Source organism: Nostoc sp. TCL26-01 (genome assembly GCF_013393945.1).
GTDB lineage: Bacteria > Cyanobacteriota > Cyanobacteriia > Cyanobacteriales > Nostocaceae > Trichormus.
The window spans coordinates 3,743,145-3,761,328 of the sequence record NZ_CP040297.1; the positions used below are offsets into that span (position 1 = coordinate 3,743,145).

An 18,184-nucleotide genomic window follows, 5' to 3' on the forward strand; every position below is an offset into this window, starting at 1 on the left:
TGATGAGTGCTGAGTAGAGGCGTATTGCAATACGCCTCCACAGGAGTGCTGAGTGAGGGAGTGAGGGAGTAGTGAAATAATGACCAATGACCACTAACTAATGACTCTTGACTATTGACTATTGACTATTGACTTAGAAAAAATGCCTTTCATCAATGTGCGTGGGGTTGAACATTATTACGAGTGGATAAAACAATCATCCACTGATGTGGCAAAACCTGTGATGGTATTCCTTCACGGTTGGGCTGGTTCAGCTAGATACTGGACAAGTACTGCTAATGCCTTATCAGATAAATTTGATTGTCTACTCTACGATTTGCGGGGGTTTGGCCGTTCTCAAGGAAAACCCACTGTCATCCCAGCCAGTGAATCTGTTGCTGAGTCGGAGTCAACGCCGGAAAAACTACAGGCAATTCAAGAGTTAACCTATGAATTAGCAGAATACGCTGAAGATTTAGCAGTTTTGCTGGATAAATTGCAGCTGCAACGTGTTTATATTAACGCTCACTCGATGGGGGCTTCCGTCGCTACACTATTTTTTAATAGCTATCCCCAACGAGTCGAACGAGGAATTTTAACTTGTAGCGGAATTTTTGAATATGATGAGCAAGCTTTCACCGCTTTTCATAAATTTGGTGGTTATGTAGTCAAATTCCGTCCCCAATGGTTAGGCAAAATACCATTTGTTGACAAGATGTTTATGGCCAGATTTTTACATCGTCCCATCCCCAAAACTGAAAGTCAAGCTTTTTTACAAGATTTTCTTGATGCTGATTATGATACTGCATTAGGCACAATTTTTACTTCTGTGAGTAAAGCACAGGCAGAATTAATGCCTCAAGAATTTGCTAATTTGCAAGTATCGACTCTACTAATAGCAGGAGAATATGACCAAATTATTCCTGCGGCAATGGGACGACAAGCAGCAGCTTTAAATGACAAAGTAGAGTTTGTGATGATTCCGAATACAGGACATTTTCCCATGTTAGAAGATGCGCCAACTTACTTGCAAAAAGTCCGAGAGTTTTTACAAGTTCCTGCTCTGGAATTGCCAGCTAATTAGCCTGATATTTTATAGCTTTTCTCAGTTAAGTGAGGTACATATTTTTAGTTAACAGAGGCTACCCGCATTTCTCATAAGCAGTAGGGGCGGGTTAACAAATATGCTGACATTATTCACCAATATCTCACTTAACCCGCCCCTACGACTTCTGGACTAGACAGGTGTACTTCATCAGCATGAAAATCGCTATACTTGATAAGTTCTAAATTCCTCTACTCCATATCTTATAACCAAATTTTTACTACTCGACCTAGCAATTCTTGTCCGAACCAAGGTGTATTACTAGAAAGTGTGTAGAGATTTTTCCTGTCAACTTTCCAGGTTTGTTGAGGAGCAAATAAAGTTAATTCTACACTTTGATGTGGTGCGATCGCCTGCATTTTTTGTTGTAAACATTGGGCTGGGCGACTACTCAAAGCTTGCCACAATTCTAAGGCGGTAAATTCGCCAGTTTCTACCAGATGTTGCCACAGTAAAGGTAATGCTAACTCAAAACCAATTGCACCGGCTGGGGCTTCAGCAAAGGCTTGGACTTTTTCTTCATAAGTGTAGGGTGCATGATCAATAGCGATCGCATCTATCACACCACTCCGCACCCCTGCACGCAATGCTTTGACATCACTAGCATTTCCCAATGGTGGATCTAAATGCAAGCTAGTGTCATAACTCTTTACAGCTTTGGTGTCTAATAACAGGTGCATCCAGGTAGTACTAGCGGTGATAGGTAAACCGTTTGCCTTGGCTGCGGCGATGAGTTCCACACTCCGGGCGGTGGAGACACGCATAATATGGACTTGACTATTACCAGTAGCAGCAACTAATTCTAACAGAGAAGCGATCGCTGTTGTCTCGGCACTGGCAGGTACAGGTGGCAAACCAAACCGCAGTGCATCCGCCCCTTCCCGCATAACTCCATTAGACATCAGTTGGCGATCGCAAGGCCAAAATGCTACTGGTTTGTACAATGGCTGCACATATTCCAACACCCGCCGCACCAGTCCCAAATTATCCAAAGGTAAGCCATCAGTAAAACCCACAACACTCGCCGCCGCTAAATCAGCCAACTCCGTCATCTGCTTCCCAGCCACATCTAGGGTAACAGCACCCCATGTGTAGAGATGGGGGGAGGGGGAGATGGGGGGAGTGGGGGATGGGGAGAAAGAATTGTCCCCTTGTCCCCTTGTCTTCTTCTGCAACTGTGCCACAAGCGCCGGGTTATCAATCGCCGGGGACGTATCGGGTAAAATACTAACTCTAGTAAAACCACCAGCCGCAGCAGCTTGCAGGAAAGATACAAGAGTTTCCCGTTCTTCAAACCCTGGTTCACCGGAATGGCTGTATAAATCTACTAATCCAGTCCCCAAAACTAATCCCCGACAATCTCTAATTTGTGTATCAGGACTGATATCAGAAATTTGTGAAGCGATCGCTTGGATTTTACCATCAGCAATTAGCACATCAGCTATTTCATCAGTTCCAGAAACCGGATCAATTACCCTTACTTGTTGCAGAAGTTCAGTTGTCATTAGTTATTAGTCATTGGTCATTGGTCAATAGTCAATAGTCAATAGTCATTGGTCATTAGCATTCCTTCTTCACCCCCACTCCCTCACTCCCTCACTCCCTCACTCCCCTTACAATGCGCCGGCTGCGGTTTTATCTAGTACACCACCACTCAAGTGACTAGTAATATTCATAGCTTGCAAAACTGGGACACCATTTAATCCAGATGGGTAGTCAATCACGCTAACTGCACCATTACCTTGACGAAAATTCCAGAAATTGTCTGGAGTTAAACCCAGGACATGACACAGCAAAGTTTTATTTGTAGCATCGTGTGCGACGATGAGTCCGGTTTGCCGTTGATTTGCTAACGCCGTTTGGACAATATTTTGCCAACTTATCACACTGCGTTCCCATACCTGCTGTAAATTCTCACCTTCTGGCATTTGTACTTCTGCTGGTGCTATGCGCCACTGGTGCAACTCTGTGGGAAATTCTTGTTCTATTTCCGCTTCTAGTTTTCCTTCCCAAAGTCCGTGACTGATTTCTCTCAAACCGTCTTGTAACTCCAAGTTAATCTGAGGATGATGACCCAAGATAATCTCGGCTGTCTCTTTAGGACGTAGCATTGAGCTACTCACAGCAAAGTCAATGGCTACATCTTGGAGAAATACCCCGGCTTTGCGCGCCTGTTCTCGGCCATTGTCGTTCAGGGGAACGTCGATTTGTCCTTGAAACCTAGTTTGGCGATTCCATTCAGTTTCCCCATGACGCACCAACAACAGCCTGACTCCATGATGACCGGGACGTAGAGAGGGTAGAGTCTCACCCATGTGCTGTGTTTGATTCATCGATTCTAGTTGCACAGGTTCGCCCAATTTCCCAGCAAAATTTAAGACGCTAATGCAGCAGTTAGATTGTTGTAAGGAATGGTAACGACTAGGATGAACTCCTAAAGCTGTACTAATCAAAGCGCGATTAATACCGTTATGTCCGACGATAAGAATAGTTTCACCTGTATGGCGAGCTAAAACTTCTTGCCAAAATTGCCGCGCCTGTGCGTATAAAGATAAAACGGGAAAATGTTCTCTAGTTTCCCCACCATCTTTAATTAACATCTGTAATTCGTGGGGCTGTTCATGCCAAATGCGGTAATCTTCGGCAAACTTCTGTTTGACTTCAGAGGTGAGCATTTTTTCCCACAAAGGCAAGTCAATTTCCAACAGCAAATCAGAAATTCGTACCTCAGACTGTCCAGCTAATTCCTGATGAATAATTTCTGCTGTCTGTCTTGCTCGCTGGAGTGGGCTACTGTAAATCGCATTAAATGAAATATTACTGAGGGCTTTACCTACTTTGCTAGCATCACTATAGCCTTTATCCGTCAATGTTGATACATCAGCACGCCCTTGGATTCGGCGTTCGATATTATAGGTACTTTGACCATGACGCACAATAATGACACGAGTCATCTGCCTTGCCCTCCTCTATCTAAAGGACTAATTTTACTGCAAACTGCCAGTAGAATTATCCATTAGATTGGTCTTAGGCAACTCAAGAAAGTTTGTCAGTTGTTTTAGTATAGATGTGATTAATCGCGTCTGTTAGTGGTAATGCAACAACGATGAGCCTGGACTCAAGTAGTAAGGTAGGCACTGCCCACCCTACTATTACCCACTACCCATTACCCATTATCTTCTACTTTGAACTTTTGCGCAGTTATAACAGCTTCTTACTGATTATCCAAATCTAGCTGTAATTGTAATGCCTCGTTGCCATTAACAGACGGCTGCCCTGGTTGCAATAAAATTTGATTATTTGGCAATGATATGGGTTGATTTAATCGCAATTCACTAGGAGATGTTTTGCTTTCTCTGGGGTTATTAGAGATTTCTCCTGAGTTGTTGCCATTAAAGAATTTTGAGAAGTCATCCTGTGCTGATCTATCACCGATTCCTTCTAGAGAATCACCAGTCAGTTTATAGTCTTGTGTGTCGGGGTTTGGTGCTGGTGATTGGGCGCGAACCGGGCTGACTAAACTAGTAACAGATACTGCGATCGCTAAAACTGCAATAATTTTAGTCTTCATTAGTTTTATCCCAATTCCCTATTATTGCTTGTAGTTATTCTCTAAACAAATTCTTTTCCTGACTTCTACTATCAGTTAGATTCTCCAAAAGGTCTTTGTAAAAAATGCTGACATAGTAGATGCAATATTGTCTGCCTAAATATTTGATTTGGCATTTAACGCTTTGATAGCAAATTTGTTAATGATGATTAAAACGATACATCATCTTTACTGGATTTAGAGTATTTTTAATGTTTGCTTAATATTGATTTAAGTGATTTAAATAACAAATCATCGTCATTAAAATCTATACATTTGGGCAAAAATATCATTGTAGAGTGATTAATTCCAGCTACATTTGAGATTTGCTGAGTATTGCCCACCGACTTTAATTGATAACGTGTTTCTAGGTGAGTAAATCATCACCTGATTCAGCAACGCCAAAATTCAAAGGTGGGGAATCAATAGGGCTGCTAATTCTTCCTTGATAGATAAAGGTTGATAGCCCAAAGCGAAAGCCAGGGAACTATCTAAAGAAACATCCGCCGGTCTGGGTGCTGCCATTTTCACATCTTGTTGACGACAAGCCTTAATTCCTGTAGCTGGTAATTGAAACACCTCTGCTAAAATTTGACCAAAATCATAACGAGAAATCCGTTCTTTGCCACCGAGATGAATGATGCCATTGACTTTTGTTAATGCTAATAACAATCCTTTTGCCGCCGTTTTGCCACTGACAGGGGTGCGAAATTCATCTATAAATAAGTTTAGTTCCTTACCTGCTTGTAAGGTTTGAATAAATGGTTGAATAAAGCTTTTAGCTGTAGGTGGGACATTGCCAAACATTAATGGCATTCGACAAACGGCTGTCAGGGGATAGCGTTCTAATATACCTACTTCCGCCATGACTTTTTGTTCACCATAAATGTTAATAGGACAGATGCGATCGCTTTCCCGATAAGGAGAATTTAAGCCATTAAATACTAATTCACTAGATGTAAAAGCATAAGGAATAGCATCATCAGCACAAAGTCCAGCAATATTACAGGATGCAGTGACATTAATTATGTAGGATTCATCTGGATGGGTTTGGCAAAAATTAGGTTGTGATTGTGCAGCTGTATGAATAACAGCATCTGGTTGAATTTCCCGAAATATTTGCTTGAGTTCTGTAAAATCAGTTAAGTTTACCTTGACTAATTTGCTCCCAGGAATATCTAAGGGATGAGTGTAATAAGTTCCATAAACTTCCCATTCTGTTTGAGCTTCCTGGCAAAGATGCCATCCTAAAAAACCACTAGCACCAGTAATTAAAAGTTTTTTCATAGTTGGAATCAATAGTTCTTAGTCAACAGTTAAATTCTTGACTTTTCACATCCTGACAAAGAATCAAAAAAATGTAGTAAAGGCGATGTAAACTCAAAATTACATCAATAATAAACTTAGCTAGTAGTGGATATCAACCAACAGAAAGAACAATTTAGCAACGCATATCTCCAAGCTGTTACCAGTGTTGCAGGTTATTCTCTTTACAAACCAGCTGTAGATGACGACAGCGTAGACTGGGGAATAGCTGCCACAGGTATTATGGGACGCATCCGTGCGCCTCGTTTGGAATTGCAGCTAAAATCAACATCAAGAGATATCCTTAACAATAAAGCTATCCACTACCCTCTCAAACCGAAAAATTACAATGATTTACGAATGATTGATTTTGTTGTTCCTAGAATCTTAATTGTAGTTTTAATTCCTGACAACTTAGCTGACTGGGTGCAACAATCAGAAAAAGAACTTTGTCTGAGGTATGGCGGCTATTGGTTATCCTTGCGAGGAATGCCAGAAACACAAAACATCTCGACTGTGACTGTCACCATGTCAAGAGATAATCAATTTACAGTTGCTGCTCTCCAATCAATTATGCAAAGTATCTGTCAAGGAGTACAACCATGAAAGTTACAGTGCAAGATGCGGAAATTATTAAAGATATAGAACCACAACAAATCAGAGAGTATTTACAATCTCACGGTTGGCACGAAGACCGATTATTTCTCGATAATGCTACAATCTGGCACAAGCAAGCAGCAGAGGCAGGAGAATTTGAAATATTACTCCCCAGCACCAAAAATTTAGGTGATTATCTTCCAAGAATCCGTGAAGTTATCGACATCATAGCAATTTCAGAAAATCTTTCTCACCTGGAAGTTTTAGGCAATTTTATTAATAATTACCCTCGGCTAAAAATTCAGGGCTTTGTCACACAAATTGCTACTCCTCATGAAGATAAATTCAGTGGGGAAATTACTATTATTGGCAGGGTCTTTGATAAATTACGTAAAATTAAAACTGAACTTATTGACCATGATTATATTCTGGCAATCAAAGCTTATCAAGAACGTTTACCTATAGTTTGTATGGGAGATTTAGTGAAAAAAAATGATATTTTTATTTTAAAAAATTTACGCGATTTTCAAATTGAGAATATTTGAATATGTACCTGCATATAAAAACTCAGTACAAATCGTGAAAACTTATTCTTTATTGTCTCAAATCCCTTTGACAACAGCCTTACAGCTTTAACTTGTCACCAATGTTCTAAAATTAATTTTTCCCCACCTTTATATAACCAGGTCTGCTGGGGCAAAATAGAAGACATGACAATTGAATCCAATTCTCCTAATCTACCAACCCCAGAACCAACACCTGAACAAGACTTACAACCGGATGACTTTGACGGTGGTACAGGTGATAATCATTTAACTTCGGAAGCACTAGCCGCACAACAAGCTTTAGCGGCAATTTCGTCGTTACAGTCACCGCAAAACAAATCTGCTTTAAAGCAAGCCCATTCTAATTTTCAGCAACGCCTGAAACCTCCAATTATAGTTAAGCCGAGGGCATTACTAATTACTGTAATTGGCATAGTCATCACTTTTAGCGGAATTTTCCTGAATAACTGGATAATTGGTGCTATCGGCACATTGGTGACATTGTTGCTGTCGTTGGTGATGCTGTTACCCTGGCTGCAATATGTGATAGAAGAGTGGTTTTCACCTTTGGATAGAACTCTGTTTGTGGCTTTTGTGGGATTGGTTGTATCACTCATCGGCTTTTTGCGGTTTAGTGGTGTGGGCGATCGCCTACTTCTCTGGGGACGTAAAATTAACTGGGAAGCTTCTGGAACTCTGGCAGAATGGTTTGGTGCTTTAGGTCAGATTCTCATTGCCATCATTGCTGTTTATGTGGCGTGGCGACAATATGTCATATCCAAAGACTTGACAATTCAGCAAAACCTATTGACTGTTCAGCAAAACATCATCACTCAGCAACAGACAATTGATTCTTACTTCCAAGGCATTTCTGACTTAGTATTAGATGAAGAAGGATTACTCGAAGACTGGCCGCAAGAAAGAGCGATCGCAGAAGGACGCACAGCAGCTATCTTTAGTAGTGTTGATGGTAGTGGTAAAGCCAAAATTCTCCGCTTTCTCTCCCGTTCTAAGTTACTTACACCATTAAAACGCGATCGCCGTTTGGGTAGAGCAATTCTCAATGGTATGGGCGGTTACGCTGAAGATCGCCTGGAAGGTGTGCGCGTTATAGATTTAGGTGTGATGTTAGCAGGTGCAGACCTTTCCCAAACAGATTTACGTTGGACTGACCTGAGTGAAGCCAATCTTGTCCGCGCTAACCTCAGTGGTTGTGATTTAGTCAAAGCCAACCTCTCTCGCACCATCCTCTACGATGCAAATATCAACGGTGCTGATCTCAATGCTGTGCGCTTATTCTATGGTTCCGTAGAAAAAGCCTCACCCCGCAGTCGCAGCGAACCACCAGATTACAATACAGGCGAACACACCGGTGCTGTCATCGAAAATGCCGATTTCAGCGATGTACAACGTATGTCAGAAGCCAACCGTTACTACTGCTGCGCCTGGAGTGGCGAAAAATCCAGAGAAACAATCCCTGGCGGTTGTGAGGGTATTCCTAATAAGTTGGGAAGGTGAGGGAGTGAGGGAGTGCTGAGTGCTGAGTGAGGGAGTACTGAGTGCTGAGTGCTGAGTATAGAACTATTGCCTAATAGACATCTCCAGAAATTAATTCTGCGTTGCCCGAAATCCTTGTAGAGACGTTGCACTGCAACGTCTCTACATTCATTTTCGGAGATGTCTAATGACCATTGACCAATGACCAATGACCAATGACCATTGACTATTGACTATTGACTATTGACCAATGACAATTACTTACTCACTACTCTCTTAGCTAAACCCAAGGTTTTCAAAGCTTTAATACTCCACCAAGTCACATCAATTTCCCACCACTGGAAGCCTGATTTGGCTACATTGGGGTAAGTGTGATGGTTGTTGTGCCAACCTTCGCCATAGGTGAGGAGAGAAACCCACCACAAATTACGCGCGTTATCATTGGCTGCAAAGGTGCGATAACCCCACATATGTGTGGCAGAATTGACAAACCACGTGGAATGCCAGAGTAATACTGCTCTGACAAACATCCCGTAAATCACAAAAGACCATCCGCCGCAAGCGTAAAGTAGTAGCCCTAGAGGAATTTGCAATAGTAAGAAGTAGCGGTCTAACCAACGATAGAAAGGTTGTCTAGCTAAATCAGGGGCAGACTTTTGATAGATTTTATTGTCAAAAAACTCAGGGCGGGGGTAGAAAATCCACAACATATGACTCCACCAAAAACCGCGTTGAGCAGAATAGGGATCTAAGTTGGGATCTTCCGTATGGGCGTGATGCTGGCGGTGTCCACCCACCCAAAAAATAGGCCCTCCTTGAAGAGCTAAAGCGCCGATGATGGCGATCGCATATTCTAACCATTTGGGTACTTGAAAACTCTTATGGCTAAGTAATCGGTGATACCCCAAACAAATACCAATACTGCCAAATAACCAGTGTAAAAATAACACCAAACCCAAAGCAGACCAGGAAAAAAACCAAGGAGCCAATAAAGCTAAGATATGAATTGTGGCAAAAAATACTACATTTACCCAACTGAGGCGCAGTAAATTCTCCCCCTCAGAGGCGAGTGTTAGATGTTTTGAAGTCATAATAATTGTAAACCAAAGCAAGTGTCACTTACACTTGGTATGCTAACATCTCTATTTCTGATGTGCAAGTAACGCTTGCATTTTATTTATGACCTCTCAACCCCTCTCAACTCGTCAACGCTTGATTCAAGCGGCATTGGAGTTATTTACAGCTCAAGGAGTGAGTGCCACTACAACCCGGCAAATTGCCGAAAGAGCAACAGTGAATGAAGTAACCTTGTTTCGCAATTTTGGGAATAAACATGGGCTACTTTTGGCTGTGTTAGAAGAATCGGCAGCTTTTAAAAACTTAGGCGAGTCTTTGGTGCGACGAGCAACTCCCCCAGGTAATGTTTATCAAGCATTAAAAGATTATGCAAGTGACACTTTACACGCTTTAGAAAGAATACCAGAGTTAGTTAGGTCTGTGGTGGGTGAAGCTGACCAATTTCCTACAGACAATCGTCGTGCTTTGGGAAGAGGATTGACAGAGGCTAACCGCTATGTGGCTGAATATTTAGCAACTGTGATTCAACAGGGAGATTTAAGCACCTATCTACCCGCAGAAAAATTAGCTAGTTTACTCAATGGGATGATTTTGGGTTATGCTGTCATCGAATTTACTAGCGAATTTCACCAACTATGGGAAAGTCGGGATGATTTTCTGGAAAATTTGGTGGAATTATTTCTGCAAGGCGCGATGTCACCCGCTACAACATCAGCAACAAGCCGCATCGAAAGAAGTATTATTACCCCAGAAGTAGCCGATTTACCTGCTGTTTTAGTCCATGAAATTCTCCGTCAAGCCAGAAAATCAGGGGTGCAAGATTATGCGATCGCTTATGTATTATTTGCTGCGGGTTTATCACTCACAGAAATAGTTAACTTACAGCGCAACCAACAGATTTATGATACTGATGGTCACTTTATTCAGATTACAACCCCAGGATTTGTGCGGCAAGTGCCTGTAAATCAGTGGATTTTGGGTAAACGTTATGGTTCCTACACCAACAATCCTTTAATTAAATGGTTGAAAAGTCGGAAAGATGCTGATCTGGCTATGTTTCTCAATACAGCAGCTCAACCAATCTCGGAAGCGGAGGTTTTAGAAAATTGGCAAACATGGACTAAAGGATTATTGACTCCCCAAGGACAAATACCAGAAATTTCGCAAGCTCAACATACTTGGCGTGTGGAAATGTTGATGCGGGGTATGAGTCTAGACAATTTGAGTATACTTACAGGTGGCGATCGCTCTCAATTACAACCTTACGCCCATAGAGCTAGAGAAAAATCGGCTCTAGAGCAAGCAACTCGTCTAGATGCCAAGGGTTAGATGACAAATAAAAGTGATCTTAGTTACTTTGTTGTGAGCGATCGCCTGTTAACCTCTATCTTAGGGTCAATTCAAAAATCACAAGTCAAAGGTAAAAATACACTGAAAACTCTGCAATAAAATAAACTTAGCTTATGAGACGCAAGGTAAACAAAGTATTAGATCAGTCTGGGGTTATTCCTTACAGACAGAGAAATGGCAGGATTGAAATCTTGTTAATTACCACACGCGATCGACAAGATTGGGTTATCCCTAAAGGCGGGGTTGTCAAAGGTATGAGTCCGCCTGCATCAGCCGCTAAAGAAGCATGGGAAGAAGCCGGAGTACTGGGACAAGTGGATGCGAATAAACTTGGTACTTATAAATATCGGAAACGAGGCAAAGTTTACCGAGTGAAGATGTATTTGTTACCAGTTGATATGTTAATTGATAATTATCCAGAAGCCAGTAAAAGATATCGGCGATGGTTGGATGTGACTCAAGCGATTAAATTGATTAAAAAAGATGCTATTAAACGTATTTTAAAAGTATTTATCCAGACTAAATTATCCTATAACATATCTATTAATAATACCAATTTATAATCTCATTCTGACTGAGATACACCTTAATTAAGGTCAAAAAATATAACTAAATTAATTTTTAGTATAGTTAAATAATAGGACTCCTATTTGATTTTCGTTGGTAGCTTTTTAAATTTTGAATTGATATTAGACGTTTGCGTTACAACGAAAATTTATTACATCGGCAGTTGCAAAATATCAATTACGGTTAATAATTTACGATGTACAAAAGGAGGTTATTCGTCAATGGCTGTAGAAAAATATCGACAGTATATTCAACATCTTCTTAGCGAACGTCAAAAGAGAGCTTCAATGCAACGAAATGCTGAGGAGTATGAGGTGCAAACAATTTTTGACGAACAGCAAGACCACTATCAATTACTTTATGTTGGTTGGCGGGGAAATAAACGCGACTTTGGCTGTATTCTACATCTCGATATTAAAGATGGGAAAATATGGATTCAACATGATGGTACAGAAGAAGGAATTGCCAATCGATTACTGGAAATGGGAGTACCAAAACAAGATATTATTTTGGCGTTCCACGAACCCTATGTACGTCAGTTTACCGGGTTTGGAGCTTGAGGAATTAAAGGACATGGGCTATGATTCGGTATGCTGGTTAAAGCCTTGCATTTTCCCGCCCAATACCAAGCGATCGCAATTGCTGATATCTTCTGAATTGTGGTAAACCAGTTTTAGGCTAGCACAGGTAATTATTGATAATGCAAACGACCGAACACATATTCACAATTTCCTTATACAAATTCCCAAGCTATCACTGATGTAAAAAAATACATTTATCACAGAAACTAGACTTAAACTAGTTGTAGGCAGTTATGAAAAGTCAACTTATAGTCATTACCTTAGCTCTAGCTACTACGCTTACTTCGTTTCCTGCAAAAGCTCAAACGGTTTGTAAAGTTACAGACCCAACCGGAACTCTATTAAACTTACGTAAATCACCCAATGGACAAATCATAGGCACAATAAAGAACGACACAGAAGTTTATATTTATGAAATTGTTCATGATGAGAAAAACCGATTATGGGCTAAGGTCGGCTTTGAAGGTAGAGTCTGGGGTTGGGCGTTTCGAGAGTTTATTAGTTGTTATCAGCACTAACGACATAAAGCAATACGGTTCAGTTAAGCATAAAAGTAGAAAAGTAGGTTGGGTTGAGCGACAGCGAAACCCAACAAAGTCCTGATAACGTTAGGTTACTCTCCGAGAAGGCTTACGCCTACATTCTTCAACCCAACTTACACCAGTTGTAGTTTTTAGCTTTAACTGAAGTATATCTTGATCGCAAAAGTAATTTGTAGGTCATTACCTACTGAACTCCAATTTAATGGAGATTAATTAAAATGGCATTTAGTAATTATAAAAGTATTAGTGCAGTAATTAAAAAATTTCAAATCAAATATATACAGGCTAATTTCATGTTAGAAATAAATTTTCCTGTACAACAATCTTTCAAAGAGGAGCTAGATTTACTATTTATCGATGGGGTTATTGATAATTCTGAAGATGCTATTTGTGAAAATCTGATCTATCCAGTATTAAAAGAAGTATGGAAATCTTACCGAAGTAAATTAACACTTTGGAGTCATGAAACATTAGCTTATGATGAAGATTTATCAGGTGTTCCAGATTATACAGTGGCACAGCGAAATCCTCTGGCAACAATTGTTTTTGATAAACCTTATTTTTTAACTGTTGAAGCTAAACAAGATAAATTTGAAGAAGGTTGGGGGCAGTGTTTAGCGGAAATGATCGCAGTACAGCGAATTAATAATGATTTTGAAAATGATGTTTTCGGGATTGTTTCTAACGGAAAAATATGGCAGTTTGGAAAATTAGTTAATGATGTATTTACTCGAAATCAAAATTTGTATGTGATTCAAGATTTAGATAAATTATTTGCTGCGGTGAATTATATTTTTCAACAATGTGAATTAAAAATAAAATCCTAAGACAAATGTGACAGAAGCATCGCTGTGGAGAATAATCATTACTTAACTAATCAGGTAAAAACTCTTGATTTAAACATTCCTCCGCAGTCCAAAAAGACTCTACTGGAAAAATATCAATGGTTAACCCAGTTTCTAAAGCCGCTAACTGACGCGCATCCTGATAACATTCGATAAAGTTTTCAGCAAAGTACTTTTTCAAACTTGGGCTATCTTGCAAATTTTTATTTAGTCTACGTCGATGTTCAAAGATAGTAGAAAGCCAACTATTAGTACGTTTTTCTGGTTGATATTTGTATTTTAATAGGTGCATTAATACAATTACTAAATTGCTTTCTAAAGCTCTTTTTTCACTTCTCCCCATACTTTCAATTTCTTCAATCAGATTTTCTAAATCAACATCAGAAAATCTACCTTCTTTTAACTGTTTAACAGTTGTCTCTATCCACATATAAAAATCTTGATCGTAAAGACGAAAGTTTTTAAAAACTGTTGGTTGAGTCGCTGCCATCTAATTTTCCAACCTCCAAAATCCAAACAGTGAAACTAATTTATTCCTGCTTTGGCTATGCCCATTACATATCTAAAATAGATTCTAACGCAGCGAAAATCTCTAACTGTGCATTATGCTGAAGCGATTACACACCCTACTGTACTGTAAATCACGGTGCTAAGAGTACGATTCTATCACAAAAGCCACCTATACAGGTGGCTTTTTTGAATGGGCAGTACCAGACTCGAACTGATGACATCCTGCTTGTAAGGCAGGCGCTCTACCAACTGAGCTAACCGCCCGTTAATTTCACTAACAATCAATATAGCAAAAGATTTTGAATTGCGCTAGTATTTTTGAGAAAAAATTTTTGAGAACCTGATAAATGCCCTCTGGTCGAACCCACGATCGCATTACTTTATGGGCGTTGCCATTGGTGGCTGGTGTGTCTTTCTGGCAGACTCGCTCTGGTAACGTGACTTTGTTGGTAGCAGGCGGGTTTATGTTTGGTGGGTTGATGTTCGGCCCTGATTTGGATATTTACTCGCGTCAGTATCAACGCTGGGGCTTTTTGCGTTGGATTTGGCTACCTTATCAAAAAAGTCTCCGCCATCGTTCTTTTTTATCTCATGGGCCGATTATTGGCACGACATTGCGGGTAGTTTATTTGGTGAGTTGGTTGGCTGTTGTGGCGATGGTGATTTTGGCAGTTGCTGATAAGCTAGGGAATGTGTCTGTGACTTGGCAAGATTTGGAGGGTAGTGTTAGGCGATCGCTTTCAAGTTATGGGACTGAGTTTTTGGCTTTGTTTTTGGGGTTGGAATTGGGGGCGATGAGTCATTCTCTCAGCGATTGGGGAGGTTCGGCTTATAAGCGGTGGCAAAAGCAGGGGGTCAAGGGTTTGCTACCTCGTGGGATGAAGAAGCGTCAGGTGAAAAGTCGTCGGGCTACGGGGGGGAGAGGGAAGGAAAAGAGGTAATATCTAAAACGCAGAGGCACGCGGAGTTATGGAATTGAGTCAAAATCAAGACAATATGGAGACTTTGGCGGCGTTGCAGGAGTTGATTGAGGTGGTGGCAAAGTTGCGATCGCCTGATGGGGGTTGTCCTTGGGATTTGGCACAAACTCCTGCAAGTCTGACACCTTATGTGATAGAGGAAGCTTATGAGGTGGTGGATGCGATTAAAAGTGGGGTGCAGGATGCGATCGCTGAGGAGTTGGGAGATTTATTATTACAGGTGGTATTGCAAGCGCAAATTGCGAGTGAGTATGGGCAATTTTCTCTAGAAGCAGTTGCCAAAGGTATTACGCAAAAGTTGATTCGTCGTCATCCCCATGTGTTTGGTGATGTAACTGTGGAAAATGCGGATGAGGTGCGGCAAAATTGGGAACAAATCAAGGCACAGGAAAAAGGTGAATCATCGGCAGAAAGTCAAAAGCTGAGTACAAAACTCAGTCGTTATAGCAGGACTTTGCCTCCCCTAACAGCAGCGATGAAGATTTCTCAAAAGGCGGCTGAGGTAGGGTTTGAGTGGGAAAATATTGATGGGGTGTGGGCAAAGTTCCACGAGGAGTTACAAGAGTTTCAACAGGCAGTTGCACAAGAGTCACCAGAACGTCAACAGGCAGAATTAGGTGATTTACTTTTTGCCATCATTCAGTTAGCCCGTTGGCATAATCTTGACCCCAGTGAAGGTTTACAAGGCACTAATCAACGGTTTGTCCAACGGTTGCAAAAAATGGAGGCAGTAGTAAACCGTCCCCTAACAGATTACAGTTTGGATGAGTTAGAAGCCCTCTGGCAACAGGCTAAAGCTGAACTTGCTCAAGAGTAATCTGTTAACCTATTTGTCCTTTTACCCATTCTCTAATTGCTTGTCGAAAAACCCGTCTTCCTGCCATGCGGTATCTTTCGATAAGTGATGGAATTTCTTGAATGTTCAAATGAGGAAATACTAAACTTTTTTCTTGTTGGATATATTCTTTACCTTGCAACTGGTAAATTTTGATTTCTCCAGCGTCATAGCACCAAATTTCGGGTATGCCTAGACGGGCGTAAATGGGAAAGCGATCTAAAGATTTACTAGTAACATCAATTTCTAGAGCTAAGTCTGGTGGCGGGTCTTGATTTAAATCAAACTTAAGTTTACCTCTAATTAAGGCTTCATTTTGGAAATAAAAACAATTATCAGATTCTATGCCAGCCTTTTGTAGTTCTCTTTTCCAAGTAGTTGAGCCATAACACTCATAATCTAGCTCTAAAACTTCAGCCGTATCTTTGATGATGTCACCCATTAGTTCTTTGTAATATTCGTGTTCTGGTAATGGTGTCATAATCTCTAACGTGCCATCATCATAAGCTATCCTAGCTGCACGATTTTCACCTAAGTCTACTAATAGATTTTCCAATTGTTGCCAACTGATATTGTAGAGAATCACTCGATCAGCACGACGTTCAGTTAACAGCATAAGTCCTGGCAAAATCAGTGAGCAATTAACATTTGACTACTAAGGCATATCACCAATGACACACCTTAGTCGTCTCAACTTACAACTTTATGGTAACAGTCTTGATTTCTGTGTACTGTTGTAAGCCATATTCACCTAATTCTCGACCAATACCGGATTGCTTGAACCCACCAAAGGGGGCGGCTGCATCAAAGACATCGTAGCAATTAACCCAGATTGTACCAGCTCGGACATTGTTAGCGATCGCCTGAGCTTTGGTGATATCTTGTGTCCAAACTGCGGCAGCAAGTCCATACATGGTGGCGTTTGCCCGTTGAATCACTTCTTCGATATCTTTAAACTTGATGATACTCATCACCGGGCCGAAGATTTCCTCCTGGGCAATCTTCATTTCGTCACGGACATCGGCAAACACTGTCGGGGCAATAAAGTAACCTTGTTCGCCCACGCGATTACCGCCACAAAGCATCTGTGCGCCTTCCCGCATTCCAGATTCAATGTAGCTCATGACTCTGTTAAATTGTTCTTGATCTACTTGCGGCCCTTGTTCGGTATCGGGATCAAAGGGGTTGCCCACAATGCGGTTTCTGGCTTTTTCTACAGTTTTAGCTACAAATTCGTCGTAACACTTTTCTTCGACAAATAGCCGCGAACCAGCACAGCAGCATTGACCTTGATTAAAGAATATAGCATCGTGAGCGCCGGCGATCGCTTGATCGAAATCGGCATCGGCAAAGACAATGTTAGGACTTTTGCCACCAAGTTCGAGGGTGACGCGCTTGAGGTTACTTTTAGCAGCAGCTTCCATAATGAGATGCCCTACTTCAGTGGAACCTGTAAACGCTACTTTATCAATATCCATGTGGCGTGCGATAGCTGCCCCGGCTGTGGGGCCGTATCCTGATAAGATATTCACCACACCAGGGGGAAAACCTGCTTCGACAATTAATTCTCCTACTCGTAAGGCTGATAAAGGCGTTTGTTCTGCTGTTTTCATGACAACAGTGTTACCAGTTGCCAAAGCTGGGGCTAATTTCCATGCCTGCATTAACAAGGGGAAATTCCAGGGGATAATCTGCCCAACTACACCCACGGGTTCGTGGCGAGTGTAGCAAAAATAAGGGCCGTTGATAGGGATAGTTTTACCTTGTACTTTGTCAGCCCAGCCTGCATAGTAACGGTAAGTAGCAATGACTAATTCCAAATCACTCAAGGAATCTTGTAGCGGCTTACCGTTGTCTAAGGTTTCTAGCTGTGCCAACTCATCAATATTTTGAGCAATTAAATCTGCTAGTTTGTAAAGTAACTCTCCCCGTTTGGTGGCAGATATCTTCGACCATTCTCCACTGGTAAAAGCCGCACGGGCTACTTGCACGGCTTTGTCCACATCTGGCGCATCTGCTTCTGCTACTTCACAGATTATCTCACCTGTAGCTGGGTTAATCGTCTCAAATCTCCGACCGCTAACGCTTTCCACCCATTCATTATTAATTAGCAGTCTGGTGGGGCCGATTTTAACCTGTTGTTTTGGTTCCTTTGCTGTAACCATCAGGCGCTCCTAAAATTAGGAAAATATTTTGTTAAACCTACTATTTATGTTTCGTATAATACAGCAGTTAACTTGATTTCTTTATACATTCTTTGTTTTTGCTTAACATAAATTG

The 18,184-nt window shown here is 41.1% G+C and carries 19 protein-coding genes and 1 tRNA gene; 11 read left to right on the plus strand and 9 right to left on the minus strand.

What is annotated here, in order from left to right:
• Nucleotides 1-142: 142 nt before the first annotated feature.
• The gene (locus tag FD725_RS16150; protein ID WP_179051560.1) at nt 143-1,063 is read left to right on the plus strand and encodes an alpha/beta fold hydrolase; all 921 of its coding nucleotides are present in this window, start codon (nt 143-145) and stop codon (nt 1,061-1,063) included.
• A 224-nt stretch (nt 1,064-1,287) separates the two neighbouring features.
• Here FD725_RS16150 and FD725_RS16155 read toward each other — a convergent pair whose 3' ends face one another.
• The 4 genes from FD725_RS16155 to FD725_RS16170 all read right to left on the minus strand — a co-directional run bounded on the left by FD725_RS16155 (nt 1,288) and on the right by FD725_RS16170 (nt 5,960).
• Nucleotides 1,288-2,589, minus strand: coding sequence for a dihydroorotase (locus FD725_RS16155; protein ID WP_179049071.1), 1,302 nt, complete (start codon nt 2,587-2,589; stop codon nt 1,288-1,290).
• 108 nt (nt 2,590-2,697) lie between these two features.
• A complete protein-coding gene (locus FD725_RS16160; RefSeq protein ID WP_179049072.1) occupies nt 2,698-4,038 on the minus strand; it encodes a histidine phosphatase family protein in 1,341 nt (446 codons plus the stop codon).
• Between the two features lie 260 nt (nt 4,039-4,298).
• Nucleotides 4,299-4,655 (minus strand): hypothetical protein, encoded by a 357-nt coding sequence (locus tag FD725_RS16165; RefSeq protein ID WP_179049073.1) that lies wholly within the window; start codon nt 4,653-4,655, stop codon nt 4,299-4,301.
• 426 nt (nt 4,656-5,081) lie between these two features.
• Nucleotides 5,082-5,960, minus strand: coding sequence for an NAD(P)-dependent oxidoreductase (locus FD725_RS16170; RefSeq protein WP_179049074.1), 879 nt, complete (start codon nt 5,958-5,960; stop codon nt 5,082-5,084).
• Nucleotides 5,961-6,086: 126 nt separating this feature from the next.
• Here FD725_RS16170 and FD725_RS16175 point away from each other — a divergent pair, with 126 nt between their 5' ends.
• The 3 genes from FD725_RS16175 to FD725_RS16185 all read left to right on the plus strand — a co-directional run bounded on the left by FD725_RS16175 (nt 6,087) and on the right by FD725_RS16185 (nt 8,638).
• Nucleotides 6,087-6,584 (plus strand): DUF4365 domain-containing protein, encoded by a 498-nt coding sequence (locus tag FD725_RS16175; protein WP_179049075.1) that lies wholly within the window; start codon nt 6,087-6,089, stop codon nt 6,582-6,584.
• Nucleotides 6,581-7,120, plus strand: a complete 540-nt coding sequence (locus FD725_RS16180) for a hypothetical protein (RefSeq protein ID WP_179049076.1) — start codon at nt 6,581-6,583, stop codon at nt 7,118-7,120. The genes FD725_RS16175 and FD725_RS16180 overlap by 4 nt, the downstream gene beginning before the upstream one ends.
• A 165-nt stretch (nt 7,121-7,285) precedes the next feature.
• Nucleotides 7,286-8,638 carry a pentapeptide repeat-containing protein gene (locus tag FD725_RS16185; protein WP_179049077.1) on the plus strand — a complete coding sequence of 451 codons (1,353 nt, stop codon included), beginning with the start codon at nt 7,286-7,288 and terminating at the stop codon, nt 8,636-8,638.
• A gap of 236 nt (nt 8,639-8,874) precedes the next feature.
• Here FD725_RS16185 and FD725_RS16190 read toward each other — a convergent pair whose 3' ends face one another.
• Nucleotides 8,875-9,708, minus strand: a complete 834-nt coding sequence (locus tag FD725_RS16190) for a fatty acid desaturase (RefSeq protein WP_179049078.1) — start codon at nt 9,706-9,708, stop codon at nt 8,875-8,877.
• Between the two features lie 88 nt (nt 9,709-9,796).
• Between FD725_RS16190 and FD725_RS16195 the strand changes: the two genes are divergently transcribed.
• From FD725_RS16195 to FD725_RS16215, 5 genes are all read left to right on the plus strand, one after another.
• Nucleotides 9,797-11,023 (plus strand): TetR/AcrR family transcriptional regulator, encoded by a 1,227-nt coding sequence (locus FD725_RS16195; protein ID WP_179049079.1) that lies wholly within the window; start codon nt 9,797-9,799, stop codon nt 11,021-11,023.
• A 134-nt stretch (nt 11,024-11,157) separates the two neighbouring features.
• Nucleotides 11,158-11,607, plus strand: a complete 450-nt coding sequence (locus tag FD725_RS16200) for an NUDIX hydrolase (RefSeq protein WP_179049080.1) — start codon at nt 11,158-11,160, stop codon at nt 11,605-11,607.
• 291 nt (nt 11,608-11,898) lie between these two features.
• Entirely contained in the window at nt 11,899-12,171 is a 273-nt protein-coding gene (locus FD725_RS16205; RefSeq protein ID WP_372726737.1) for a XisI protein, read from the plus strand.
• Nucleotides 12,172-12,425: 254 nt separating this feature from the next.
• Nucleotides 12,426-12,710 (plus strand): SH3 domain-containing protein, encoded by a 285-nt coding sequence (locus tag FD725_RS16210; RefSeq protein WP_179049082.1) that lies wholly within the window; start codon nt 12,426-12,428, stop codon nt 12,708-12,710.
• Between the two features lie 242 nt (nt 12,711-12,952).
• On the plus strand, nt 12,953-13,561 hold the full coding sequence (locus FD725_RS16215; protein ID WP_179049083.1) for a hypothetical protein: 609 nt from the start codon (nt 12,953-12,955) through the stop codon (nt 13,559-13,561).
• Nucleotides 13,562-13,607: 46 nt separating this feature from the next.
• Here FD725_RS16215 and FD725_RS16220 read toward each other — a convergent pair whose 3' ends face one another.
• Nucleotides 13,608-14,069 (minus strand): DUF29 domain-containing protein, encoded by a 462-nt coding sequence (locus FD725_RS16220; RefSeq protein ID WP_179049084.1) that lies wholly within the window; start codon nt 14,067-14,069, stop codon nt 13,608-13,610.
• Between the two features lie 211 nt (nt 14,070-14,280).
• Nucleotides 14,281-14,353 (minus strand) — tRNA-Val (locus FD725_RS16225).
• Nucleotides 14,354-14,436: 83 nt separating this feature from the next.
• Between FD725_RS16225 and FD725_RS16230 the strand changes: the two genes are divergently transcribed.
• Complete coding sequence (locus FD725_RS16230) at nt 14,437-15,030, plus strand: metal-binding protein (protein WP_179049085.1); 594 nt, start codon at nt 14,437-14,439, stop codon at nt 15,028-15,030.
• A gap of 28 nt (nt 15,031-15,058) precedes the next feature.
• Nucleotides 15,059-15,886: a nucleoside triphosphate pyrophosphohydrolase gene (gene mazG / locus FD725_RS16235; protein WP_179049086.1), complete on the plus strand. Its 828-nt coding sequence runs from the start codon at nt 15,059-15,061 to the stop codon at nt 15,884-15,886.
• Between the two features lie 4 nt (nt 15,887-15,890).
• On the opposite strand, the gene FD725_RS16240 is transcribed toward mazG, so the two are convergent.
• Together FD725_RS16240 and FD725_RS16245 are read right to left on the minus strand one after the other, a co-directional pair.
• Nucleotides 15,891-16,520: a Uma2 family endonuclease gene (locus tag FD725_RS16240; protein ID WP_179049087.1), complete on the minus strand. Its 630-nt coding sequence runs from the start codon at nt 16,518-16,520 to the stop codon at nt 15,891-15,893.
• Between the two features lie 79 nt (nt 16,521-16,599).
• Complete coding sequence (locus FD725_RS16245) at nt 16,600-18,069, minus strand: aldehyde dehydrogenase family protein (protein WP_179049088.1); 1,470 nt, start codon at nt 18,067-18,069, stop codon at nt 16,600-16,602.
• Between the last annotated feature and the right edge of the window lie 115 nt (nt 18,070-18,184).